Origin of the sequence: Bradyrhizobium sp. AUGA SZCCT0283 (genome assembly GCF_018130385.1) — a bacterium.
Classification (GTDB): domain Bacteria; phylum Pseudomonadota; class Alphaproteobacteria; order Rhizobiales; family Xanthobacteraceae; genus Bradyrhizobium.
Genome location: NZ_JAFCLU010000019.1, coordinates 95,171 through 118,605, shown reverse-complemented (window position 1 = coordinate 118,605; position 23,435 = coordinate 95,171). Strand labels below are relative to the sequence as shown.

The window sequence follows — 23,435 nt, the reverse complement described above, 5'->3', positions numbered from 1 at the left end:
CGTGAACAGCGAGAACGTCGTCAAGCATTTACGGGCGCTGTGGCGCACCGACCGCATCATCGCGGAAATCCGGATGCGGCACATGCTGGTCGGATTGGGTTTGCGGGCGTTTGCCGCGCTGATCGCGGCCTTCGGCCTGTTGATGCTGGAACTGTCAGCCTATTTCGCGCTGGTGCAGATCTGGAGCGCGATTTCCGCGGCAGCGATTCTCGGCGTCGTCAATTTCGTGATCGCAGCGGTCTTGTTTGTCGTTGGCGGAAGACCGCCCGGCGGCCGCGAACTCGAACTGGCCACCGAAATTCACGGCTCCGCGGTCGAGGCATTACAGAGCGAGGCCCGCGCGCTGCAATCGCAATTCACCGGCATGGTGCACCATCCCCTGAACAGCGTGCTGCCGCTGGTGCTGGTGCCGTTGATCACGATCATCGTCAAGAGCCTGAAGAAATCCGGGGCAACCGCCCCCGCGGTGAAGGCCGCGGCTGAGCCGAGCTGATCAAGGCGGAGGCAGCAGCCTCAGGCCGGAAAACCAAGGAGCCATCAGAGATGTCCAAGACCAGAGCCAAGACCCAGCCGAAGCCGATCCTGAACGCTTCCCTGCCGGCGCAATTCCGGCAATTCCGCCTCGCGCTGGCCCGCGAGCCCGGCCATCCCGAAGGCGATGCCGAGGTGGCCTATATCATCGTGGCGCCGCTCGATTCCGAGGACCGCATCGATGCAAGGTTGTGGCGCGAGCATCGCGACGCCTGCCGGGTCGTGCGCCAGCGCCCGGACCAACAGGACAAGCATGGTCATCTGGTTCACCGCCCCGGCGGCGGGTGGGCCTTCCACTATGACGACGGCGAGACCAGCGTGCCTGACGACGTCGGCTATCACTTCGCGGACGAACGCTTCGTCGTCGGCGAGTATGTTTCGCTCAACGAAGGCGGCAAGATGCATACCTATCGGGTGACCGCGGTCTCGTATCTTTGAGACATGAAATCGTTTTCCGGCCTTACTGAAGCCGACGCAGCGGCGCGGCTGCAGGCCGAGGGACACAACGAGCTTCCCCAGCCCGATCGGCGCACGCCGTTCCGCATAGCGATCGAGGTGCTGCGTGAGCCGATGCTGGCGCTGCTTATGGTCGGCGGCATCGTTTACCTGGCGCTCGGCGACCTGAAGGAGGCGATCATCCTGGTCGCCTTCGCGACCATGTCGATCGTGATCACCGTAGTGCAGGAGACGCGGACCGAGCGCGTACTGGAAGCGTTACGCGACCTCACGAGCCCCCGCGCGCTCGTCATTCGCGACGGCGAGCGCAGGCGAATCGCCGGCCGGGACGTCGTGCGGGGCGACCTCATCGTTCTTTCCGAAGGCGACCGGGTGCCTGCCGACGCCGTTCTCCTCCGTTGCCAGGATCTGCAGGCCGACGAGTCGACCTTGACCGGCGAATCCGTGCCGGTGCGCAAGGTCGCCTGGGACGATCGCCCCACGTCTGGGTCTGGACCGCCGCGTCCGGGAGGCGACGACCTGCCGCATGTCTTCTCCGGTTCGCTGGTGGTGCGGGGCTCGGGACTGGCAGAAGCAATCGCCATCGGTGCGCAAAGCGAGATCGGCAAGATCGGCCAATCGCTGGCCACTCTCGAAACCGAACCGCCGCGCCTGCAGATGCAAACACGGCGCGTCGTGAGACTGTTTGCCATTTTCGGCGGTGGGGTTAGCGTGCTCGCGGTGTTGCTTTACGGCATCACGCGCGGCGGATGGCTGGACGCGGTGCTGGCCGGAATTGCGCTGGGCATGTCGATGCTGCCGGAAGAGTTTCCGGTCGTCCTGACCGTCTTCATGGCGATGGGCGCATGGCGAATTTCGCTGGCGCGCGTCCTGACGCGGCGCGCGGCGGCCATCGAGACGCTGGGCTCTGCCACCGTGCTGTGCACCGACAAGACCGGCACCCTCACCGAAAACCGGATGACGATCGTCGAACTGCGGCTGGCGGATGGGAACGTCTTCCATCCGCAGAACGGCATGGAAATGCCGGCGCAGTTCCATCACTTGAGCGAGTTCGGCCTGCTCGCCAGCGCGCCTGAGCCGTTCGACCCGATGGAGCGGGCGTTCCATACCCTGGCGCGCGAGCGGCCGACCAAGTCCGAATTTCGGCATCCGCGCCGGAAGCTGGTGCACGCCTATGGTCTTCGGCCCGATCTCCTCGCCGTAACCCACATCTGGCAAGCGGATGGCGACCGACAGGAATACCTCGTCGCCACCAAGGGCGCTCCCGAAGCGATCGCGGGTCTCTGCCGGTTGAGCGAGGCCGACCGCGCGGCGCTGACGCAATCCATCGACGCGATGGCCTCCGCCGGCCTGCGTGTGCTGGGCATAGCGCGCGCCACCCATGGCGGGCCGCCTTGGCCGGCGTCGCCGCGCGAACTTAGCTTCGAATTCCTGGGACTTGTCGGCCTCGCCGATCCGCTGCGCACCAGCGTCGTCGAGGCGGTCCGCGAATGCCGGTCCGCCGGCATCAAGGCCGTCATGATCACCGGCGACTACCCGGCGACCGCAAACGCAATCGCGCATCAGGCCGGGCTCGAACGCGGCGAGCTCATGACCGGCGAACAGCTCGAGCAGTTGAACGAGGCAGAATTGGCCCGCCGGGTGGAAACGGCTGGCGTCTTCGCCCGGATCTCGCCGAACCAGAAGCTGCGTATCGTCAACGCCTACAAGGGCAATGGCGAGATTGTCGCGATGACCGGCGATGGCGTCAACGACGCACCGTCGTTGAAGGCCGCCCATATCGGCATCGCCATGGGCGGGCGCGGAACGGATGTGGCGCGCGAAGCTTCCGCCATCGTGCTGCTTGACGACGATTTCGGCTCCATCGTCAAGGCGATCCGTCTCGGACGCCGCATCTACGACAATTTGCGCAAGGCAATGACCTTTATCTTTGCCGTCCACGTTCCCATCGCGGGCCTGGCGCTGCTGCCGCTGGTGTTCGGCCTGCCTATCCTGTTCGGACCGATCCATATCGCCTTCCTCGAAATGGTGATCGATCCCGTCTGCTCGCTGGTGTTCGAGGCTGAAACCGAGGAAGACGACGTCATGCGGCGCCCGCCGCGCTCTCCCGACGAGCCGCTGTTCTCGCGGGCGCTGGTCGCCTGGAGCCTGCTGCAGGGGTTGCTGGCGTTTGTGGTCGTCGCTGCCGTTTACGTCGCGGCGCTGAGATGGGGCATGCCGGTGCCCGAAGTGCGGGCGTTGACGTTCTTTTCGCTCATCGTCGTGATCGTCAGCCTGATTCTGGTCAACCGATCCTTCGGCGCATCGCTGCTTACCGCCCTGCGGCGGCCAAACCGGACGCTGGCTGCGGTGCTCGCCGCCGTCGCTATCATCCTGGCGCTCACCTTGCTTTGGCCGTTCGCGAGCAAGCTCTTCGCCTTCGGCCCCCTCCACGCCGACGATCTGGCCCTGACGCTCGGTGCAGGCGTCGTCGCGCTGCTCGCGCTGGAAATGCTGAAGCCGCTGCTGCGCCCGCGGCTGCGGCCCCAGAGCCCGCCAACCCAGCCCCTTGCGATGGATCAAACGCCCAAGCCGACGGGAGGCTAATTTAGTTCCGGAAAAAGGAGAGCCCCATGGCGTTCAAGGACATCCTGCTGACATTGACGAGTTATCCCGATCCCACCCCGGCGACAGTAGCCGAGGATGCGGTCGCGATCGCTGCAACCTTCGGCGCTCATCTGGCTGCGGTGGCCTGCGAGGTGCACGTGGAAGTGCCCGGGCACTTCCTTTCCGGATCGACCGCCAATATTCCCGGCATCATTGCGGGCGAAACCGAAAAGAGCCGGAACAACGCCAGGGCCATGCTGGCCACATTCAACGCCGCCGCTGACAAATCCGGCATTCTGCACGAAACCTATCTCGAAAAATGCCCGACCTACGCCGTGCCGGATATGCTGGTAGACCACGCGCGGCTTCGCGACCTCACCATCGTGCCGGTGCCGGAAAGCTACGACCAGTGGTACGCAGAAGCCGTGATATTCGGATCGGGGCGACCTGTCCTCGTTCTGCCCGAGAGTCAGCGAGCGCGCCCGTTCGAACTGGGGACCGTCGCCGTCGCCTGGGATTTCAGCCGCGCCGCAGCCCGCGCGGTTTCAGATGCCATGCCGCTGCTCGAAAAGGCGAAGAAGGTACGGATCGTCACCGTCACCAACGAAAAGAAGCTGGACAGCAAGCATTCCGCCGAAGCACTGGCCAAAAACCTCGCTCGCCACGGCATCGACGTGGTGCTCGACAACGTCGATGCCGGTGGCCGGCGGATCGGCGAGGTGCTCGAAGCCTACACCGTTTCGCATCAGGTCGACGTTCTCGTGATGGGCGCCTATGGGCATGCGCGATGGCGCGAGTTCATCCTCGGCGGCGCCACCAAGAGCCTGCTGTCGAAACCGCCGCTCCCGATCCTGTTTTCGCATTGACAGCCAATTCGGACATCGGAGTGCCGGGAAGTTCAGATGGTCGAAAATTTCAAGCGGGATAATTCCCGTCCGCCGCTGAAAGTCCGTCGGGTCAACCTGGACACCGGCCGCGAAAATGTCGTGGTGATTTCGCGTCACTCGAGCGCATTGCGGCCGGATATTTTTCGCGGCTTCAGCCGGGTCGAACTGCAGCGTGGCTCGAAGGTGCTGCTTGCCACGCTCCTGATCACGGATGACGACACCTTGGCCGGATCCGATGAAATCGGGCTCTCGGAGCCGGCGTTCCGCCGCTTCGCCGAGCCGGTCGGCAGTCTCGTGACGGTCTACCCTGCCGCACCGCCCGAAAGCCTCGATGCCGTTCGCGGCAAGATTCAGGGCCGAACGTTCGAGCCGGCCGAGATCGACGCCATCATTAATGACCTCACGCATTACCGCTATTCAGACATGGAGGTCGCGGCGTTCCTGATCAGTTCGGCGAGCTTCATGACCAGCCGCGAGCTGCTCGCGTTGGTTCACGCGATGGCGGTCGCCGGGACGCAACTGAAATGGCCAAGCCCCATCGTCGTCGACAAGCATTGCATCGGCGGCATTCCGGGAAACCGCACCTCCATGATCGTCGTCCCGATCGTCGCCGCGCACGGCCTCACCATCCCCAAGACATCGTCGCGCGCGATCACCTCGCCGGCCGGGACCGCCGACACCATGGAGGTGCTGGCCCGCGTCGACGTCTCTGTCGACGAGATGAAGGAAGTGGTCGCCGCATGTCGCGGTTGCCTGGTCTGGGGCGGGCACGTCAACCTGTCGCCGGCGGACGACATTCTCATCTCCGTCGAGCGTCCGCTCTGTCTCGACACCCGCGAGCAGATGGTCGCCTCGATCATCTCGAAAAAGCTCGCGGCCGGTTCGACCCATCTCCTGATCGACCTGCCGGTAGGTCCGACGGCAAAGCTCGCCAACGCCAGCGAAGCAATGCGGTTGCGCAAGCTGTTCGAGTTCGTCGGCGACCAGTTCGGCATTGCCGTCGAGGTGATCACGACGGACGGCCGTCAGCCGATCGGCAACGGCATCGGTCCGGTACTGGAGGCTAGCGACGTCATGGCTGTCCTGACCAACGAGCCGGATGCCCCCGCAGACCTGCGGGAAAAGTCATTGCGGCTTGCCGCGCATCTCCTCGAATACGACCCGCAATTGCGCGGCGGTGCGGGCTATGCGCGCGCCCGCGAACTGCTCGATAGCGGCGCGGCCCTGAAGAAAATGCAGGAGATTATCGACGCGCAGGGACCCTCGAGCTGCCGCAACGATATCGGCAAGCTGACCTTCGATGTCCGAGCTGCCGATGATGGCGCCGTTTCCGAGATCGACTGCCTGCAACTGAACCGCCTGGCGCGAACCGCGGGAGCGCCGATCGACAAGGGCGCGGGCATCAAGCTGTTCCGCAAGATCGGCGATCGCGTCGAGAAGGGCCAGCCGCTCTATCGAATTCATGCCTATGACCAGTCCGAATTCGATCTTGCCGTGACGGCTGCAACACGCAACAGCGGATATGTCATCGGCGCGCGGCAGCCGCTACCTGTCGAGACGACGCTGTGAGCGTGGCCATTCAAAGCCTGCCGTCGTCCTCGCGCGACGCTGCGAGCCTCGCTGCTCGACTCGGTGTGCCATTTCACGAGATCGCCATCCATGCCTTTCCCGATGGCGAAATACGGGTGACGGTCGGCCCGGCGTCGCCCACCACGATCATCTACGCCTCGCTGGACCGGCCAAACGACAAACTCATCGCGCTGATGTTCGCTGCCGAAGCGCTGCGGCGCGGAGGCGCGGAACGCCTCGTGCTCGTCGCGCCTTACCTGTGCTACATGCGGCAGGATACCGCCTTTCACGAGGGCGAAGCGATCAGTCAGAAGGTCATTGGCCCGTTGCTCGCACGATGCGCAGACCGTGTCGTCACCGTCGACGCGCATCTGCATCGCACGCCCGATATCAAAGCGGTATTCCCCGGCATCCAATCCGACAATCTCTCGGCCATGCCGGCCATATCCGACACGCTGCGCAAGACCGGGCTTGATCCGGCGACCCTCGTGGCGGGACCTGACGCCGAATCCCTCCCTTGGGTCAGCGACCTCGCCGGCCGGCTCGGCCTTTCCTATACGGTTGCGAAGAAGACCCGCCGCAGCGACCGCTCCGTTGCGATCGAATTTCAGGGCGGGACGCGCATCGCAGGCCGTCCCGCCCTGATCGTCGACGACATCGTCTCGTCCGGCGGAACCATCATCGCCTGCGCCAATGCGTTGACCGCTGCCGGTGCGACGGCGATCGACGCCGTCGTGACGCATGCGCTGTTTCCGGAAGCGGCTTGCAAGCAGATGACCTCTTCGGGGATTCGCTCGATCCGTTCGACGCGCAGCGTGCCGCATTCCACCAACGCGATTGCGCTCGATGAACTGTTCGCCGATGCCTTGAAGGGTGAGCTTGGGGAGACGGTTCAATGAGCGTGACCATCCGGTTTTGCGGCGCATCGCGCACCGTCACGGGCTCCTGCTATCTCTTCGAGACGAGCGCTGCGCGTTTCCTGGTCGATTGCGGGCTGTTTCAGGGACAGAAGACCTTGAAAGAACTGAACTACCGCGCTTTTCCGTTTCGCCCCGCCGATATCGACGCCGTGCTGTTGACCCATGCCCATATCGATCATAGCGGCCTGTTGCCCAAGCTCGTGCGCAGCGGATTTGCCGGCCGCATCCTGGCGACGCGCGGAACCATCGATCTCTGTTCCTACATGCTGCCCGACGCCGGCAGCATCCAGGAATCGGAAGTCCTGGCGCTGAACCGGCGCAACGCCGCGCGCGGACGCGGCGAGGTCAGCCCGATCTATACCCAGGCCGATGCGATCGCCGCCCTGCAATCGTTTTCTCCGGTCGACTACGAAAAATGGATCGACGTGATTCCCGGCGTTCGCGCGCGCTACTGGAATGCCGGGCATCTGCTCGGTTCGGCCTCGATCGAGATCGAATGCAGTGATGGAAATTCGTCAGGAAGGCCCATGCGCATTCTCGCATCCGGCGACATCGGACCGGATGCCAAATTGCTGCAGCCCGATCCCGACGCCCCTTCCGGCTTCGACTATGTCATCTCCGAATCGACCTACGGCGACAGGGAGCGGGCTGCGACGACGCCCGATGCGCGCCGCGCGCGTCTCGCCGAGGAAGTCCGCGACGCCGCAACCCGCAAGGGCGCGCTGCTGATTCCAGCCTTTGCGGTAGAGCGCACCCAGGAACTTCTCGTCGACCTGGTGGACCTGATGGAACGCGGCAAGATCCCTGCCGCCCCGATTTTTCTGGATTCTCCACTGGCGATCCGCGCCACCGAGGTGTTCCGCAGGCACGCCGAAAGCCTCGACCCCATGGTCGATGTTCGCCGGCTGCTGAACTCCCGGCAACTCCGGTTCACCGAGACGGTCGAGGAGAGCAAGGCGATCGCCAAGCTGACCGGCTTTCACATCGTCATCGCCGCCAGCGGCATGTGTGATGCCGGGCGTATCCGGCACCATCTCAGGAACTGGCTGTGGAATTCGAGAGCCACCGTCTTGCTGGTCGGCTTCCAGGCGCAGGGCACGCTAGGCCGGTTTCTGGTCGACGGCGCCAAGGCCGTCCGTATCCAGGGCAACGAGATCAAGGTGGCGGCGACTATCCGTACCATCGACGACTATTCCGGGCATGCCGACGGATCAGAACTGGCGCGATGGATCGCCGCTCGCCGCCCGATTCAGCGCGGGCTTTTTCTCGTCCATGGCGAGGAGCCGGCCATCGCCGGCCTCGCCGAACGCGTCTCCGAGCGCATTATTCCAGCGGCGCGCGTGTTTGAGCCACTGCTCGACGACATCTACGATTTGTCTGCCGCCGTGCCGACGCCGCTCGACGCGGGCCGCCGCCGGCGGCTGGCACCGGAGGCGGTGGTTGCGCTCGACTGGCACAACGACATGTCGAAGCTCGTCCTCGATATCAACGACCGCATCGAGGCGGCCGCCGACGACCGTGCGCGCGGCGTCATTATCCGGCGACTACGGCGGGCGCTCGAAGAGTAGCGTTTTCGAGCGAAGCATGCCCCCGGAATTGATCCCGGGGGGTACCGGTTCACGGAAGAATGCGTCGGAACAAGAGGCTAAAGCGTCAGCCTGACGTTACAGATGTCATGCTCCTGCGGGTCCGATTTCACTTCGAAGCCAAGGCTGCGGCACATCGCCAGCATTACGGTGTTGTCAGCCAGGACGTCGCCTGAAATGGCTTTTAATCCCTCGGATTTCGCATATTCGATGATCATCTGCATCAGCGCCCAGCCGAGCCCCCTGCCCTTGAGGTCCGACCTCAACAGGATCGCATATTCGCCGCTCTCATAGATCGAGTCCGAATGGATCCGGACCACGCCGACCAGTTCGTTGGTCGCCTCGTCGAGCGCGACAAAGGCCATCGCCCGGGCATAATCGAGTTGGGTCAGGCGGGCGATGAATTCATGGGAAAATTCCTTCATCGGAGCGAAAAACCGCAGCCGCAGGTCGTGCATCGTGACGTGTTTCAACATCGCGTGGATCAGCGGCTCGTCTTCGGGCCGGATCGGGCGAACGAACACGCGCCAGCCGTCCTTCACTTCGATGTGACGTTGCCATTGCGAGGGATAGGGACGCACGGCGAAATTCGCCGGGCCTGAACCGCGAAACTTCCGTGCCACGCGCCCGATCACGACGCGCGCGTCGACGGCGAGCACGCCGGCTTCATCGGCCAGCAACGGGTTGATATCGAGGCCGCGGATTTCGGGAATGTCGGCGGCCATCTGCGCCAGCTTGACCAGAACCATCGCGACGGCGTCTTCCTTCACCGCCGGCACGTCGCGATAGGCGCGCAACAGCCGCGAGACGCGGGTGCGCTCGATCAGGCTGCGCGCCAGTTGCAGGTCGAGCGGCGGCAGCGCCAGTGCTTTGTCGTTGATGATCTCGACCGCCGTGCCACCGCGGCCGAACACGACGACGGTGCCGAAGGTCGGATCGTCGGCGAGGCCGAGAATAAGTTCGCGCGCCTTCGCCCGCACCACCATCGCCTGCACCATCACGCCCGAAATCCGCGCCTCCGGCCGCAGCGATTTCGCCCGCGCCAGAATATCGGCGGTTGCCTTGCGCACCGCATCGGCGTTGGTGAGGTTGAGCACGACGCCGCCGACATCGGATTTGTGCACGATATCGCGCGACATGATCTTGAGCACGACGGTGGAGCCTTGTGCAAAAAGCTTGTTCGCATGCGTGACCGCCTCTTCGGCATCGGCGGCGGCAAATGTCGGCACGACGGCGATGTCATAGGCATCGAACAGCCGCTTGACCTCGATCGGATCGAGCCAGGAGCGGTCGTCGGCCAGTGCGGCGGCAACGATCTGTCGCGCCGCGTCGGCATCAGGCGCGAACTCGCTCGGCATGGCGGGTGGAACCCGCGCCAGCGCCTCCACCGCCTCGCGATGGCGAACCAGGTGCATGAAACCGAGGACGGCGTCGCCGCCGGTCTGATAGTTCGGAATTCCCGCGCCGCTCAGCAAATCACTGATCGACTGGTCCGCCCCGACCCAGACCGCCAGCACGGGCTTCGGCGACATGCGGTGTTCGGCGCGGTATTTCCCGACCACGGCGATGACGGCCGCTGCAATGTCATCGGCACGGGCGATCGCCGTCTGGACATTCATCACCAGCACGGCGTCATTGCCAGGGTCGGCCAGCAACACTTCGAGCGCCGCCGCATAGCGCGCAGGATCGGAATCGCCAACGATGTCGATCGGGTTCGATTTCGACCATGTCGGGGGCAACACCGCATCGAGCTTGTCGCGGGTCGCAGGCGAGATGCCGGCGGGAATGCCGCCTAGCTCGGCCAATCGGTCGACCGCCAGCACGCCGATGCCGCCGCCATTGGTCAGAATCGCAAGCCGCTTTCCGGGCGGCGATTTGACCCGCCCGAGCGTCTCGGCGCAGTCGAATAGTTCACGCAGATCCGATACACGCAGGATGCCGGCACGCTGAAACGCGGCATCGTAGACCGCATCAGCCCCGGCCAGCGCGCCGGTATGGGTTGCAGCGGCGCGCGCGCCTTGTGCCATCCGGCCTGACTTGACGACCACGACCGGCTTGATTCTGGCGGCTGCGCGCGCCGCCGACATGAACTTGCGGGCATCCTTGATCGCCTCGATATAAAGCAGAATGGCGTGGGTTTTTTCATCCAGCGCGAAGTAATCGAGCAGATCGGCGATATCGACATCGAGCTGGTCGCCGATCGAAACAATGCCGGAAAAGCCAACGGCCCGCTGTGCCGCCCAGTCCACCATGCCGGCCGCAATAGCGCCGGACTGGGAGATCAGCGCCAGATTTCCCGCAGCCGGCATGTGCGCGGCAAAGCTCGCGTTCAGACTGACACCGGGCATCATGATGCCCAGGCAATTCGGCCCGATCAGCCGCATGCCGTATTTTTGGGCGGCCCGCTCCGCTGCATCCGCCATCGAGCCCGGACCGTGCCCGAGCCCGGCACTGACAATGACCGCACCTGCCGCACCGCGGCGGCCCGCCTCATCGATCAGGCCCGCGATGGTGCGGGCTGGCGCGGTGAGGACAACGAGTTCGGGCGCAAAAGCCAGTCTTGCGATGCTGCCAACGGCCGCGATACCATCGATCTCGTGATAGCGCGGATTGACGAGACCGAATTCGCCCTTGAACTGGGCTTTGCGAATATTGTTGAGAATGGCGCGGCCGACCGAGCCGTGGCGCGGACTGGCCCCGACCAGCGCGACGGAATGCGGCGATAGCAGATTCTTCAAGCGATAGGTGGACATCGTTCCCCAGTACCGGCAGGCGGCTGCCTTCTGTGAGCCCAGACAGATGTTCAGCGCAATGTGACCTTTGCGCGACAGGGTAACCCGGAACAGTCTCGGCACGATGACAAAGCGCGCCTAGCTGGGTGGGTCCGTCGGGATCAATGGCGAACGTAATCGCCGGGCGCCGCAGGCAGATTCTTCGCCTGAGCGGCTTCGGTTCCCATCCGCGGCGGCTCGGATGGTTCGCCGGATCGTGCGGAGAGCCACTTCGTCCATTCCGGCCACCACGATCCCTCGACCGGCGGCACTGTCTTCAGCCATTCGTCGGGACCGGTATAGGTGGCGTGCGCCACCTCGGTCTTGATCCGATAAGTATGTTCCGGTTCGCCGGGAGGCGCCACGATTCCCGCATTATGGCCGCCGCTGGCGAGAACGAAGGTGACGTCGGCATCGACCTGGTAGTGAATCTTGTAGACGGACTTCCACGGTGCAACGTGATCGCGGAGCGTTCCGACCACGAACATCGGGGTGTGAATGTCCGACAGCGAGATCGGCCTTCCCTCGACAAGATATCGGCCCCCGGCGAGGTCGTTGTTGAGGAACAGCTTGCGCAAATACTCCGAATGCATCCGGTATGGCAGGCGGGTGGCATCGGCATTCCAGGCCATCAGATCGCTCGGCGTCGCCCGCTCTCCCATCAAATAGTCACGGGTAAGCCGCGACCAGATCAGGTCGTTGGAGCGCAGCAGCTGGAATGCGCCTGCCATTTGCGTGGTATCGAGGACACCGCCCTCCCACATCATGTCTTCGAGAAACGCAACCTGGCTTTCGTTGATGAAGAGGGTCAATTCGCCGGCCTCGGTGAAATCCGTTTGCGCGGCAAGCAGGCTGATCGACTTCAAGCGGTTGTCGCCGTCACGCGCCATGGTGGCGGCTGATATCGACAGCAGCGTTCCACCCAGGCAATAGCCCAATGCATGAACCTGACGACCGGGCACGACGCTGCCTATGGTATCGAGCGCCGCCTCCACTCCGAGCTTTCGATAGTCGTCAAAAGCGATGTCGCGGTCGGCGGCTTCCGGATTGCGCCACGAGATCATGAAGACGGTGAAGCCTTCGCCCGTGAGATATTTCACCAGCGAGTTCTGCGGCGACAGATCGAGAATGTAGTATTTCATGATCCAGGCCGGCACGATCAGAACCGGCTCCGGATGCACCTTTTCGGTGGTCGGATAGTACTGGATCAGCTCGATCAGTTCGTTGCGGAACACGACCCTGCCGCGCGACGTTGCGACGGTCTCTCCGACGACGAAATCGCCGGTCGTGACGGGCCCAAGGCCCGCCGACGCCAGGCGGATCCAGTCGCTGCAGAAATTTTGCCAGCCGCGCACGAAATTGTTGCCGCCGCTCTCGAATGTTCTCCGCAGCACTTCCGGATTGGTCGCGGCAAAATTGGAAGGCGACATCACATCCAGCATCTGCCGGACCGAGAACTCGACGATCGCCTCGTTCTGCTTCGCGACACCACGCACACCCGTGGTCGCGTTGTGCCACCATTGTTCGCCAAGCAGAAAGGCCTGCGCCATCAGATTGAACGGCGGATGTTCCCACTCCGGCCGGCCGAAGCGTTTGTCCTGCGGCTTCGGCTTGATCAGCGACCATGGTCCCTGTCCGGGCGAGACGAAGCGCTGCGCGGCCTCGCAGAAGCGCTTGGTGTCGACCAGGGCTTCCTGCGCGATCTCGATCTGCCGCTGCGGCGACGACGCCAGATGCGATAGCCAGTCCGTATAGGCCAGCAACAACGCGGCCGGCGAAATGCCGCCGGTCAGGCGTGCCAGCATGGCATGCAGGGCGCGGTCGGCCTGATATGTCTCGGCGCTGCCAGCGCCTTCGGCCAGCGGTGAGATCTGCGGTTCGATCGGCGCGGCCGACTGCCGGTCCTCGCCTCGGTCCGCGACACGGGGGGGAAGCGGCAAGACGGTAACTTCTGCCGTCGGCAGGGTCGATTTCTGGTGCATGCTATCTGGCCGATCAGTTCACAGTGCGGCCACTGATCAGGTTCGACGTGGTTGCGATCATCCGCTCGCCATGCCTGAACAGCCGTTCGGAATCGCGGCGGAAGAAGTCGAGCTGATGCTGGCCGCATTCCTGGCACATCGTCTTGACGTCCCTGACGGAATGCGCGGCCGCCATTTTCGCGACGAACTCCGTGAACAGACGCATTTCGGTCCGCGTTCGCTCCAGCATCTCGTCGCCGAGGAACACCAGTTCCTCGAACATCATTTTCTGCGCGCCAAGCATGAACTCCAGCGCGCCTTGGTTCAGTTTGGTGGCTTCCGCTTCCGCATCTGCGACGGCCGGGGAGGAACCGGAAGTGACCCGCTCAGACAGCTCTGACATGACAATCTCCGATTTCTGAATTTCCACGGAAACGATATTGACCGGCGTCGGGCCGAACATTGAGGTGCATCAAACTGTCGTCATTGCGACCGCAGCCGCAGCCAAAGAACTACAAGCAAGGAACTCGCCGGGACGAATGGTCACATCCCCTGCCAAGGTCAGTGCGACATCAGCACCGGTACGGTCATGCAGTCGAACATGCTGCGGGTGACGCCGCCCAGAATTCGCTCCTGCAATCGCGAATGGCCGTATCCCCCCATCACCAGGAGGCCCATATTGCTTTCGGCCGCGATCGACAGGATAGCACCCTGAACGTCGCCGCGATCCGCTGTCAGCCGCTGCACCCGGGCCGCAATGCCGCGCCGTCGCAGATGCACGGCAAGCTGGTCCGACGAGGCTTCACCCGCCTCCTCATTGACCGCAATCACGGTCACGGCCTTGGCGCCCATCAGAAACGGCATTGCATCGCGCACCGCGCGGGCCGCGAGGCGGCTGCCGTCCCAGGCGATGCCGACATGGTGGGCGTCGAGCGGTCCCTTGTGGATATAGGGAACCATCAGCATCGGCCCGCCGGAATTGAACAGGATCTGCTGCGGAATCTCGTTGTCGTAGCTCGCCTTCGAGGTTTCCGGCTGCAGCACGATCGTCATGTCGTACAGCCGGGCAAGCGCGCCGATGGTCTGTCCGGCCTCGGCGGGGATCGCCGCGAAGGTCCTGGTGCCGTAGGCGATTTTGGCGAGCTTGGCTTCGATCTCGAACACGGCGATCGCAGCGTCGGCCCTTTCCTGGGCGCGCTCCTGTTCAGCCCCCATCACGGCGGCAACGGCGGCGCCACCGCCCTCGACGATCATTCCGGCGGCACTCATCGATTCGTAGCCGAGGGCTACAGCATCGAGATGCGACCGGCGCGCAATGGTCAGCGCGACGGCGACGTCAATCACCGGCCTGACCGGACGCTCGGAGGGAATATGAACCAGAATGTTCCTGAACATCGCCACTCTCCCACAGATTTGCGAGGCTTTCGGCCTCGTTGCTGATATGAAAGCTAACCGACGGGCGGGTGGCCGAAGTTGACCCACATCAAGCTCGGACGATGTCGAGCGGCAGCGCGGACGGCGACGTCAGCAGGCTCCGGCGTGCTTGAGGTCGCGATGAGCCGCAATGGCGGCGCTGAGCAGCTTTTCCCTTTGACGGCGATAGCCCGGCGGATGCTTCCTGCCCCGCTTAATATTCTCGGCCTGCGGCGATCCGCCAGCAGAGCCGGCGAAGCGCTCGAGATCGCGCATGTCGCCCAATACGCGCTGCAGCCGTTTTGCCGGCCGGTGCAGGTGACGCCATTCGTTCCGGCCCCCAAAGTCGACAGTTTCGGTAAGCGCTTCAAGCATGTAGCGGAAATGTTTGGCCTTGATCCGCAGCCGGTGACGGCGTGACGCACCCAAAGTCTTCAGGTGCCGTCCTTTGCGGACCAGCCGTTCGTGCCAGCGGTTGAGCTCGCGCGCGCAGTAGGATTGCAGAGCCTCCGCGTCCTCGCGCCGCTTATGGCGCTCCAGCCACGGCCCTTGCCTGATCCAGGCTGCCATTGCCACGATCAGGCGCTGCGTCCGGACCGAGCGCAGGCAGCGAACCAGGCGCCGGTGATCCTGCGTCTGGCTCTCATCGAGCTGCTTACCGATCATGCGCTGACCCCATGCGCGGTATCGCTTGCGGCGCGCATATTCCACGACGACATCGCTGTCGCGCGCGGCGCCGAGCGAGCCGTTCAGCCAGGCGATTTCCTTCCTCAGACGCAGCCACTTCGCATCGACCACGATCGACGCAAAGAACGCCACGGCGGCGCGCAACCGCGTGATCGCGACCCGGATCTGATGCACGGCCTCGGCATCGCCGGCGCACGCGCTCGTGTGATGGGCCTTGATCGCCGCAACGCAGTCGAGCGCAATTTTCTGGAATGCAGTTGCACAATCGGGAGCTGCCGCCACGGGGGCTTTGCGCCGGCTGGATGTTCTGGCTGGGCGAGTCGCCATCGTCAGCTCACACCCTCTGCCCGCGCGAGCAACGAAGCACAGGCGCTGCGCAGCGATTGCTCCGGTGTCCCCGAGGCGTCGATCATATGCCAGTCTACCGCGCCGATCGCGAAAGTCTCCTGCTTCAGGGCAACATCCCGTGTTGCATCGGACGCATCGCCCCTGCGCTGCTCGATCCGCGCCAGCCGTGTCGCGAGATCGGCCGTCAGGAACAGGCCGACGAAGCGTACGCCGTGCATGGCCGCGAGGCCCGCGATTTCCGTCCGTTCCGCTTCCTGCAGATAAGCGGCATCGAGCACGACCGAGCAGCCCTGCGCGAGGACACGCTGCGCGGTACCGGCAAGCTCACCATAGACGCGTGTCGCGATATCGGGCCGATAGGCGGATTCCGGCAGAGCGGTGGTTTCACTGGCGCCGAACAGCTGCTTGCGGACGACATCCGAGCGGATAATGACCGCGCCGGGCGGAGGCTCGATCAGACCCGCGAGGCCGCGCGCCAGCACCGATTTTCCCGTCCCCGACAGGCCACCAATCGCCACCAGCAGCGGCGGCTTGGGCGCGATGAGGCGTCCCGCCAGATCGAAGTAGCGTTTGGCCTCCCGCCAAACCTCGTCGTTCCCTCCGGCCTGTTCGCTCTTCATGAACAGCACGTGCGCGCGGATTGCCGCCCGCACCGACAGAAACAGCGGCAGCAGGCGGAGGCCGTCGAGACCTTCATCCCCTGCCCCCGCAAGGTAGCGATTGAACACCGTACCAGCCGCCGCATCCTGATTGAAGTGGACCAGATCCATCAGCGTAAAGGCGAGATCATAGAGCACATCCGTCGTGGCGATGACGGGATCGAATTCGATGGCATCGAACAGCAGCGGCCGGCCATCCACCAAGGCAATATTGGCGAGGTGCAGATCGCCGTGGCAACGGCGCACGAACCCTTGCCCGGCGCGCTGTCTGAGTAGCGGTTGCAATGTCGTCGCAGAATTGCGGCCGGCGGCATCGAGTCGATTGACGGCAACGGCATCAAGTCCGCGCACGGTGCGAAATTTTGCGGTATTGCGTTCGATGATGGGCAGAAGGGAGGCTAGCCAGCTCTCACCGTCCGCGCGCGGCGCCCTGTCGTGGGATTGCAGAATCGCATCGGCCACGGCCGTCGCAAGCGATGGATCGACCGGCTTCGATGCCGCGACACGATCGAGCGACTGCTGTTCGTCGAACCGCGTCATTTCGACGGCCCATTCGACGGGAGTACCGGTGCCGTCGATTTCGAAGGCGCCATCGGAATTGCGCGTGACGGCGACAACACGCCGGTAGAGCTCGGGCGCGTTGCCAGCGTTGACCTTCAGTTCTTCCTCGCAGGCACGCTTGCGCTTCTCCAATGTCGAATAGTCGAGGAACGGCAAGCGCACGGCCCGCTTGATCTTCAATGCCCGGTCGGCGCCGAGAAAAACCATGGAGGCATGGGTGTCGATCCGCTTGCCGCCCCCGGCCGGACCGAAACTGGAACCATCGAGGAAGTCGAGCACCTGCTGCTGCAGGTTGGCCTCGGCTACGGCTGTGGCAGCGGGCGGTCGAACCGTCATGGCAGCAGCACGGCGGCGCCGGTGATCTGCCCGGCGCGCAGTCTCGAGAGAACTTCGTTTGCTTCCCGCAACGGAAACACGCTGGTGTGCGTCCGGATGCCGGCTTGCGCCGCAATCTTGAAAAACGCGATCCCGTCGCCGCGCGTCAGATTGGCGACCGAAAGCAACTGCCGTTCCTCCCACAGGATATGGTAAGGGAACGATGGAATGTCTGACATGTGAATGCCGGCGCACACCACGCGGCCGCCCTTCCGCACCGCGCGCAACGCCAGCGGAACGAGATCGCCTACCGGCGCGAAAATAATCGCGGCATCGAGCGGCGCGGGGGGCTGATCCTCCGATGACCCGGCCCACTCCGCGCCAAGCGATTTTGCAAGACCCTGCGCCTCGACATCGCCCGCGCGGGTAAACGCATAGACCGAGCGCCCCTGCCAGCGGGCTACCTGCGCGATGATATGGCCGGCCGCACCGAAGCCGAAGATGCCGAGATGCTTTCCATCACCCGCCATCGCCAGCGAGCGCCAGCCGATCAGGCCCGCGCAAAGCAGAGGCGCGATGGCGACATCGTCGCCGGCCTCGCCGAGCGGAAAGCAGTAGCGGGCGTCCGCGACGAGATGCGAGGCAAAGCCGCCGTCGCGCGTGTAACCGGTGAACCGCGGCCGGTCGCAGAGGTTTTCCCGCCCGCTCCGGCAATAGGAGCATTCGCCGCAAGTATAGCCCAACCAGGGAACGCCGATCCGCTCGCCAACACGAAGAGAGGTCACACCGGGCCCAAGCGCGTCCACCCGGCCGACCACCTCGTGGCCAGGAACGATTGGATAGGCGATATCAGGCAATTCTCCATCCACGACATGCAGATCGGTCCGGCACACGCCGCAGGCACCGACCTTGATGCGCACATCGCCGGGCCCGGGGACCGGATCCTCCCGCAGCTCGAACCGGAGCGGCGCGCCGGGCGCCGACAGGACCATGGCGTGCATCTCGTCTGTCATCCTCACGCAAGCGTGCGCAACCTATCTGCAACGACCCGGCCGAAGTTTGATCCCCGTCAAAGGGCCACGGTTCGCCTCCTTCTAGCATGTACCAGCCAGTACGGCTTTAACCAGGAGGTACACATGAATACCAAATCCGTGATCCCGGTTGGAACCCAGGGTGCTGTCACCCGGCGCGAAGCCAACCCGTTCTCGTTCCTGCAGCAGGAAATCGACCGGTTGTTCGAGGGCGTCACGCGCAATATTCCCGGCTTCGCCACCGCGACGATGCCAAGCATGGACATCAGCGAGACCGACAAGGTGATCGAAATTACCGCCGAGCTCCCGGGATTGGAGAAGAAGGATGTCGAGCTCAACGTTACCGACAATCTCCTCACCATCCGTGGCGAGAAGAAGAACGAACGCGAGGAGAAGAACAAGGACTACCATCTCGTCGAGCGCAGCTATGGCTCGTTCTCGCGGTCGGTCGAGCTCCCTTCCGGCGTGAAGGTCGAGGACATTTCGGCCGAGATCGCCAATGGCGTGCTGAAGGTCACCGTGCCGAAGCCGGCGCCCAAGCAGACCAAGCAGATCGATATCAAATCGGCCGCGTGAGCGGAACAGACGGAGCGCCGCATCAGCCCGCAGCGCTCCGTCGCTCCTTCAGGACATAAAACAGGAGATCGCCATGCGTGCCCATCAGATCATGACACGTTCTGTCGCCACCGTCGCACCGGACGCCACCATCCTCGAAGCGGCCAATGTCATGCTGCGACAGCATGTCAGTGGGCTCCCGGTGGTCGATGCGGCCGGCAAGCTGGTCGGCATCGTCTCGGAAGGCGATTTCATTCGTCGCAGCGAAATCGGCACGCAGCGCAAGCGTGGCCGCTGGCTCAAATTCTTGCTCGGCGCCGGCGTGACCGCGACCGACTATGTTCATGAACATGGCCGCAAGGTTTCGGAGGTCATGACCGCCGATCCGATCACCGTCGCCGAAGATGCAACCCTCGAACAGATCGTGACGTCGATGGAGACCAATGGCGTCAAGCGGTTGCCGGTGATGCGCGGCGACAAGCTGGTCGGGATTGTGTCGCGCGCCAATCTGCTGCAGGCGGTCGCAAGCCTCGCCCGCGAAATCCCCGATCCGACGGCCGACGACGACCACATTCGCAGCCGCATCATCGCCGCGATCGACAAGAACGACTGGAGCCCGTTCGGGCTCAATGTCATCGTGCGCGACGGCATTGTCCATCTCAGCGGCGTGATCACCGACGAAGGTTCGCGGCAGGCGGCTGTGGTGGCTGCGGAGAACATCGCCGGCGTCAGGAAGGTTCACGACCATCTGTGCTGGATAGACACCATGTCGGGGATGTATCTGGAATCGCCCGAAGACGTCGAGATGGCGAAAGCCGATTAGGCGCGCGCCGGCACTTCCAGCGCGCGGGGCGAATTATCCGCGCGCGCTCTCTGTCAATGCGCGCATGATGTCCTCCCGCGCGATGATCCCGACCAGGCGCTGTTCGACGTCCAGTACCGGGACGCTCTTCATCCGGTGGTCGACCATCAGCTGCAGGACGCGGGTCAGTTTCGTTGCCGGATCGACATAGATGAATTCCGGCGTCATCACATCCGCCACCATCCGCGACAGCAAATCGTCATAGGCTGGCACCATGCGGCCGGGGTTAAACGCAAAGCATTTCAGGAAGTCGAAATTGCTCACGACGCCGACGATGTCGTCGCCTTCGCGCACCGGATAGCAGTTGAAATCATCTGCCTCGAACATCTCGTGCAATTCGCGCATGGTGGTGTCGCGCGCAACCGTCTTCACCTTGCGCGTCATGTATTGCCCGGCGGTCGCTTCGAGAAATTTATGCACGGGAGTTCCTCGCCATTGTAAATCTCTAACGGGACAGGAACGCGCAGCGGCGCGATTCAGTTGCAAGGTGGCGCGTAACGCCGCTGAGCACCCATTCGCGGAATCGCGAGTGGCCGTAGGCACCCGCAATCACGACGCCCGCTCCCACATTGGCAGCAATCTTCTCGATCTGTTCGATCACGCCGCCGGCCTCTTCGGGAACGACGGTGTTCGTCGCGATGCCGTGGCCACGCAGCCACGCCGCCACGTCCGCAACATGCGAGAGCGCATCCGCGCGACGACCGTCCTGCTCGGGAATTTCCACAATCGTGACTTCCTTTGCGGCAGCCAGGAGCGGTAACGCGTCGAACACGGCCCGGCGCGCTTCCCGCACATCCTTCCAGGCGATCAGAGCGCTTCTCAGGTCGAGCCACTGTACCGCGGGCGGCACGACGACAAGCGGCCGGCCGGCCTGCATCACCAGATCGCTCGGATCGGGAGCCGCGTTGGGATCCACCAGGGTCTCCGAGCGGGCGCCGATCACAAGGATATCGGCGGCCCTCACCTGCTGCAGCATGTAGGGCACCGGGAACGTCCGGGCGGAACGCCACTCTACCGCTGTCGCGCGCTTCTCGACCGAAGCCCGAAACTCGGCTTCGAGCTCCGACAGTCGTTTCTGGATGGCGGAAGCCTCCTCATCGAGGAGCTTTTGCGCAAAATCGCCTTCCGCGAAATACATTGGCGGCCTGAGGTCCGAGGCGGCAACGCCGATGATTCGTGCCCCGAATCGTTCGGCGATATCTCCGGCCACCCGGAGGCAGGCATCGTTGGGCCGGTCCAGCGCCAGACCGACCATGACGGTTTTGTAGTCCATAACCTGCTCCATGCCTTGGGACGAAATGCCGTATGGCCTTGGCCACATACCAACATCCTAGAGCTCCGCTCCGGTTTGAAGCTGACCTAGATCAAGAATCTCCCTCGGCTCTTCCAGGCATCTGCAATCGAGCACTGTGCAGGAGTTGGGGCCGGCAATTCTGAAAAAATTCATTTTATATCAATTGGATACATGTCATTTTTAATTTTGGCTCGCTGCTATTTCACACGCTCGATTTAATGCGGTATCTGATAAGCAAGAGCAGCCTAGAAAGCGAAGCATGATCGACCCCGACCGTCCCTTTCGAGATCAAGATCCGCTCGACCAGAACGCGCGCAGTGGCGCCGAGGGATCGGGCGTCGGCGCCTGGGATCTTGAGCTGTCGACCCGGAAGTTGAGCTGGTCTACCGCCACCCGGAAGCTCTTCGGCGTCGAATCGGATGCGCCTGTAGACTACGACGTGTTTCTTTCCCTGCTCGATGTGCAGGATCGCGATCGCGCGGCAAGAGCCGTGCAAGAGTCGATCGATACCGGGTGCAATTTCGACGTCCAGTACCGGGTGCACCGGGATTCGGATCAGGGTCACTGGGTACGCGCGGTTGGCACCACCATCAATGGTCCCGATGGCGCGCCTGCCCGGCTCAGCGGCGTCATGATCGACATCAACCGCGAGAAAGGTCTCGAGGACGAGGTCAGGACCAGCGAGAGGCACTTTCGTTCGATCCTGGATACGATCCCGGATGCGATGATCGTGATCGACGAGCATGGTATCATGCAGTTCTTCTCCAGCGCCGCCGAGCGTCAGTTCGGCTACAGCGAACCCGAGGCGATCGGAAAGAACATCAGCACGCTGATGCCGGAGCCGGATCGCAGCCGCCACGACGGCTATCTCGCGCGCTACCTGAGGACGGGCGAACGGCGCATCATCGGCATCGGGCGTATCGTCACCGGCATGCGCAAGGACGGCACGACGTTTCCGATGCATCTCACCATCGGCGAGATGCATTCGGGGGGAAAGCCCTTCTTTACCGGCTTCGTCCGCGATCTCACCGAGCAGCAACAGACCCAGGCACGGCTGCAGGAACTGCAATCCGAACTGGTCCACGTTTCGCGTCTGAGCGCGATGGGCGAGATGGCTTCCGCCCTGGCCCACGAACTCAATCAGCCGCTATCGGCCATCAGTAATTACATGAAGGGATCGCGCCGCCTTTTGGCGGGCAGCACCGACGCCAACGCGCCCAAGATCGAAGCGGCACTCGATCGCGCCGCCGAACAGGCGATTCGCGCCGGCGACATCATCAGGCGATTGCGCGACTTCGTCGCCCGCGACGCGTCCGAGAAGCGTGTCGAAAGTCTTTCAAAGATGATCGAAGAGGCCGGCGCACTCGGGCTCACCGGCGCCCGCGAACAGGGCGTGTTTCTGCGCTTCAACCTGGACCCGACGTGCGATCTGGTACTTGCCGACAGGGTCCAGATTCAGCAGGTCCTGGTCAACCTGTTCCGCAATGCGCTGGAAGCGATGGCTGCCTCGACGCACCGTGAGCTGATTGCCTCAAACACCAAGGCCGCAGACGATATGATCGAAATTGCCGTTTCCGATACCGGGTCCGGCTTCGCAGGCGATGCGCTTGTGAACCTGTTCCAGCCCTTTTTCACGACGAAGGAGACCGGCATGGGCGTCGGCCTTTCCATCAGCCGCACCATCATCGAAAGTCACGGCGGCCGGATGTGGGCCGAAACCAACAGGTCCGGTGGCGCAACGTTCCGTTTCACGCTGACCGCGGCGCACGCCAGGGATATGACCGATGCCGCCGAGCGCTAAAGTTTATGTCATTGACGACGATCCGGCGATGCGTGATTCGCTGGATTTCCTGCTGGGCTCGGCCGGCTTCGACGTGCGTCTTTTCGATTCCGCGCTAGCTTTTCTGAACGAGCTTCCGAACCTGGAGGTCGGCTGCGTGGTCACGGACGTACGCATGCCGGGCATCGACGGCATGGAGCTGCTGCGTCAGTTGAGTTCCGGCCCGCGAAAGCTTCCGGTCATCGTCATGACCGGCCATGGCGACGTACCCCTCGCCGTCGAGGCGATGAAGCTTGGGGCGCTCGATTTTCTCGAGAAGCCGTTCGAGGATGACCGGCTGATCGGCATGATCCAGACTGCGCTCTCGGAGAGCCAGAGCGGTTCGAAAAGCGAGGCGTTGTCGGCCGATATGGCTGCCCGCGTCGCCAGCCTTACCCAGCGCGAACGCCAGGTGATGCAGGGGCTGGTGACGGGGCAATCGAACAAGGCGATCGCCCGAGAATACGATATCAGCCCGCGCACGGTGGAGGTCTATCGGGCGAATGTGATGACCAAGATGCAGGCCGGCAACCTTTCCGAGCTGGTGCGGTTTGCGATCAGGGCCGGCATCGTCGAAGATTGAGCCAAGTCAATTCGGGTCTTGGCAAAATGTCTATTTTGTCA

Annotated in this window: 20 protein-coding genes; 11 read left to right on the top strand and 9 right to left on the bottom strand. The window is 63.5% G+C overall.

Features of this window, described 5'->3' with window-relative positions; all coding sequences use genetic code 11:
- The first annotated feature begins 1 nt into the window (after position 1).
- From JQ624_RS24460 to JQ624_RS24430, 7 genes are read left to right on the top strand one after another with little or no spacing between them, the layout of a single operon-like run.
- The gene (locus JQ624_RS24460; protein WP_212421473.1) at positions 2-493 is read left to right on the top strand and encodes a phage holin family protein; all 492 of its coding nucleotides are present in this window, start codon (positions 2-4) and stop codon (positions 491-493) included.
- Positions 494-543: 50 nt separating this feature from the next.
- Positions 544-969 (top strand): hypothetical protein, encoded by a 426-nt coding sequence (locus JQ624_RS24455; protein WP_212421472.1) that lies wholly within the window; start codon positions 544-546, stop codon positions 967-969.
- A gap of 3 nt (positions 970-972) precedes the next feature.
- Positions 973-3,573 (top strand): cation-translocating P-type ATPase, encoded by a 2,601-nt coding sequence (locus JQ624_RS24450; protein WP_212421471.1) that lies wholly within the window; start codon positions 973-975, stop codon positions 3,571-3,573.
- Positions 3,574-3,599: 26 nt separating this feature from the next.
- Complete coding sequence (locus JQ624_RS24445) at positions 3,600-4,439, top strand: universal stress protein (RefSeq protein WP_212421470.1); 840 nt, start codon at positions 3,600-3,602, stop codon at positions 4,437-4,439.
- A gap of 36 nt (positions 4,440-4,475) precedes the next feature.
- Positions 4,476-6,029 (top strand): thymidine phosphorylase family protein, encoded by a 1,554-nt coding sequence (locus tag JQ624_RS24440; protein WP_212421469.1) that lies wholly within the window; start codon positions 4,476-4,478, stop codon positions 6,027-6,029.
- A complete protein-coding gene (locus JQ624_RS24435) occupies positions 6,026-6,928 on the top strand; it encodes a ribose-phosphate pyrophosphokinase (protein WP_212421468.1) in 903 nt (300 codons plus the stop codon). The genes JQ624_RS24440 and JQ624_RS24435 overlap by 4 nt, the downstream gene beginning before the upstream one ends.
- Entirely contained in the window at positions 6,925-8,517 is a 1,593-nt protein-coding gene (locus JQ624_RS24430) for an MBL fold metallo-hydrolase RNA specificity domain-containing protein (protein ID WP_212421467.1), read from the top strand. Before JQ624_RS24435 ends, JQ624_RS24430 begins: the two co-directional genes overlap by 4 nt.
- 77 nt (positions 8,518-8,594) lie before the next feature.
- Here JQ624_RS24430 and JQ624_RS24425 read toward each other — a convergent pair whose 3' ends face one another.
- From JQ624_RS24425 to JQ624_RS24395, 7 genes are all read right to left on the bottom strand, one after another.
- Positions 8,595-11,288 carry a bifunctional acetate--CoA ligase family protein/GNAT family N-acetyltransferase gene (locus JQ624_RS24425; protein ID WP_212421466.1) on the bottom strand — a complete coding sequence of 898 codons (2,694 nt, stop codon included), beginning with the start codon at positions 11,286-11,288 and terminating at the stop codon, positions 8,595-8,597.
- A gap of 140 nt (positions 11,289-11,428) precedes the next feature.
- Entirely contained in the window at positions 11,429-13,288 is a 1,860-nt protein-coding gene (locus JQ624_RS24420; RefSeq protein WP_212421465.1) for an alpha/beta fold hydrolase, read from the bottom strand.
- 13 nt (positions 13,289-13,301) lie between these two features.
- Positions 13,302-13,670: a hypothetical protein gene (locus JQ624_RS24415; protein WP_212421464.1), complete on the bottom strand. Its 369-nt coding sequence runs from the start codon at positions 13,668-13,670 to the stop codon at positions 13,302-13,304.
- 158 nt (positions 13,671-13,828) lie between these two features.
- Positions 13,829-14,662: a universal stress protein gene (locus JQ624_RS24410; protein ID WP_212421463.1), complete on the bottom strand. Its 834-nt coding sequence runs from the start codon at positions 14,660-14,662 to the stop codon at positions 13,829-13,831.
- A 129-nt stretch (positions 14,663-14,791) separates the two neighbouring features.
- Positions 14,792-15,694 (bottom strand): CHAD domain-containing protein, encoded by a 903-nt coding sequence (locus JQ624_RS24405; RefSeq protein ID WP_212421462.1) that lies wholly within the window; start codon positions 15,692-15,694, stop codon positions 14,792-14,794.
- 2 nt (positions 15,695-15,696) lie between these two features.
- On the bottom strand, positions 15,697-17,271 hold the full coding sequence (locus JQ624_RS24400) for a bifunctional aminoglycoside phosphotransferase/ATP-binding protein (RefSeq protein WP_212421461.1): 1,575 nt from the start codon (positions 17,269-17,271) through the stop codon (positions 15,697-15,699).
- The gene (locus tag JQ624_RS24395) at positions 17,268-18,251 is read right to left on the bottom strand and encodes a zinc-dependent alcohol dehydrogenase family protein (RefSeq protein WP_212421460.1); all 984 of its coding nucleotides are present in this window, start codon (positions 18,249-18,251) and stop codon (positions 17,268-17,270) included. The genes JQ624_RS24400 and JQ624_RS24395 overlap by 4 nt, the downstream gene beginning before the upstream one ends.
- A 135-nt stretch (positions 18,252-18,386) precedes the next feature.
- Here JQ624_RS24395 and JQ624_RS24390 point away from each other — a divergent pair, with 135 nt between their 5' ends.
- Both JQ624_RS24390 and JQ624_RS24385 read left to right on the top strand, forming a co-directional pair.
- Complete coding sequence (locus JQ624_RS24390; RefSeq protein ID WP_212421459.1) at positions 18,387-18,857, top strand: Hsp20/alpha crystallin family protein; 471 nt, start codon at positions 18,387-18,389, stop codon at positions 18,855-18,857.
- Between the two features lie 73 nt (positions 18,858-18,930).
- On the top strand, positions 18,931-19,659 hold the full coding sequence (locus JQ624_RS24385; protein WP_212421458.1) for a CBS domain-containing protein: 729 nt from the start codon (positions 18,931-18,933) through the stop codon (positions 19,657-19,659).
- A gap of 33 nt (positions 19,660-19,692) precedes the next feature.
- Here JQ624_RS24385 and JQ624_RS24380 read toward each other — a convergent pair whose 3' ends face one another.
- Both JQ624_RS24380 and JQ624_RS24375 read right to left on the bottom strand, forming a co-directional pair.
- Positions 19,693-20,118, bottom strand: coding sequence for an HPP family protein (locus JQ624_RS24380; RefSeq protein ID WP_212421457.1), 426 nt, complete (start codon positions 20,116-20,118; stop codon positions 19,693-19,695).
- 25 nt (positions 20,119-20,143) lie between these two features.
- Entirely contained in the window at positions 20,144-20,971 is an 828-nt protein-coding gene (locus JQ624_RS24375) for a universal stress protein (protein ID WP_212421456.1), read from the bottom strand.
- A gap of 280 nt (positions 20,972-21,251) precedes the next feature.
- Here JQ624_RS24375 and fixL point away from each other — a divergent pair, with 280 nt between their 5' ends.
- Both fixL and fixJ read left to right on the top strand, forming a co-directional pair.
- On the top strand, positions 21,252-22,793 hold the full coding sequence (gene fixL / locus JQ624_RS24370) for a sensor protein FixL (protein ID WP_212421455.1): 1,542 nt from the start codon (positions 21,252-21,254) through the stop codon (positions 22,791-22,793).
- A complete protein-coding gene (gene fixJ, locus JQ624_RS24365; protein WP_212421454.1) occupies positions 22,777-23,394 on the top strand; it encodes a response regulator FixJ in 618 nt (205 codons plus the stop codon). The genes fixL and fixJ overlap by 17 nt, the downstream gene beginning before the upstream one ends.
- Positions 23,395-23,435 lie beyond the last annotated feature (41 nt).

Excerpts from the sequence above, each read along its gene's own strand:
- JQ624_RS24455 (WP_212421472.1), top strand. The coding sequence starts at position 544 with ATGTCCAAGACCAGAGCCAAGACCCAGCCGAAGCCGATCCTGAACGCT.
- JQ624_RS24450 (WP_212421471.1), top strand. The coding sequence starts at position 973 with ATGAAATCGTTTTCCGGCCTTACTGAAGCCGACGCAGCGGCGCGGCTG.
- JQ624_RS24445 (WP_212421470.1), top strand. The coding sequence starts at position 3,600 with ATGGCGTTCAAGGACATCCTGCTGACATTGACGAGTTATCCCGATCCC.
- JQ624_RS24440 (WP_212421469.1), top strand. The coding sequence starts at position 4,476 with ATGGTCGAAAATTTCAAGCGGGATAATTCCCGTCCGCCGCTGAAAGTC.
- JQ624_RS24430 (WP_212421467.1), top strand. The coding sequence starts at position 6,925 with ATGAGCGTGACCATCCGGTTTTGCGGCGCATCGCGCACCGTCACGGGC.
- JQ624_RS24425 (WP_212421466.1), bottom strand. The coding sequence starts at position 11,288 with ATGTCCACCTATCGCTTGAAGAATCTGCTATCGCCGCATTCCGTCGCG.
- JQ624_RS24420 (WP_212421465.1), bottom strand. The coding sequence starts at position 13,288 with ATGCACCAGAAATCGACCCTGCCGACGGCAGAAGTTACCGTCTTGCCG.
- JQ624_RS24415 (WP_212421464.1), bottom strand. The coding sequence starts at position 13,670 with ATGTCAGAGCTGTCTGAGCGGGTCACTTCCGGTTCCTCCCCGGCCGTC.
- JQ624_RS24410 (WP_212421463.1), bottom strand. The coding sequence starts at position 14,662 with ATGTTCAGGAACATTCTGGTTCATATTCCCTCCGAGCGTCCGGTCAGG.
- JQ624_RS24405 (WP_212421462.1), bottom strand. The coding sequence starts at position 15,694 with ATGGCGACTCGCCCAGCCAGAACATCCAGCCGGCGCAAAGCCCCCGTG.
- JQ624_RS24400 (WP_212421461.1), bottom strand. The coding sequence starts at position 17,271 with ATGACGGTTCGACCGCCCGCTGCCACAGCCGTAGCCGAGGCCAACCTG.
- JQ624_RS24395 (WP_212421460.1), bottom strand. The coding sequence starts at position 18,251 with ATGCACGCCATGGTCCTGTCGGCGCCCGGCGCGCCGCTCCGGTTCGAG.
- JQ624_RS24390 (WP_212421459.1), top strand. The coding sequence starts at position 18,387 with ATGAATACCAAATCCGTGATCCCGGTTGGAACCCAGGGTGCTGTCACC.
- JQ624_RS24385 (WP_212421458.1), top strand. The coding sequence starts at position 18,931 with ATGCGTGCCCATCAGATCATGACACGTTCTGTCGCCACCGTCGCACCG.
- JQ624_RS24375 (WP_212421456.1), bottom strand. The coding sequence starts at position 20,971 with ATGGACTACAAAACCGTCATGGTCGGTCTGGCGCTGGACCGGCCCAAC.
- fixL (WP_212421455.1), top strand. The coding sequence starts at position 21,252 with ATGATCGACCCCGACCGTCCCTTTCGAGATCAAGATCCGCTCGACCAG.
- fixJ (WP_212421454.1), top strand. The coding sequence starts at position 22,777 with ATGCCGCCGAGCGCTAAAGTTTATGTCATTGACGACGATCCGGCGATG.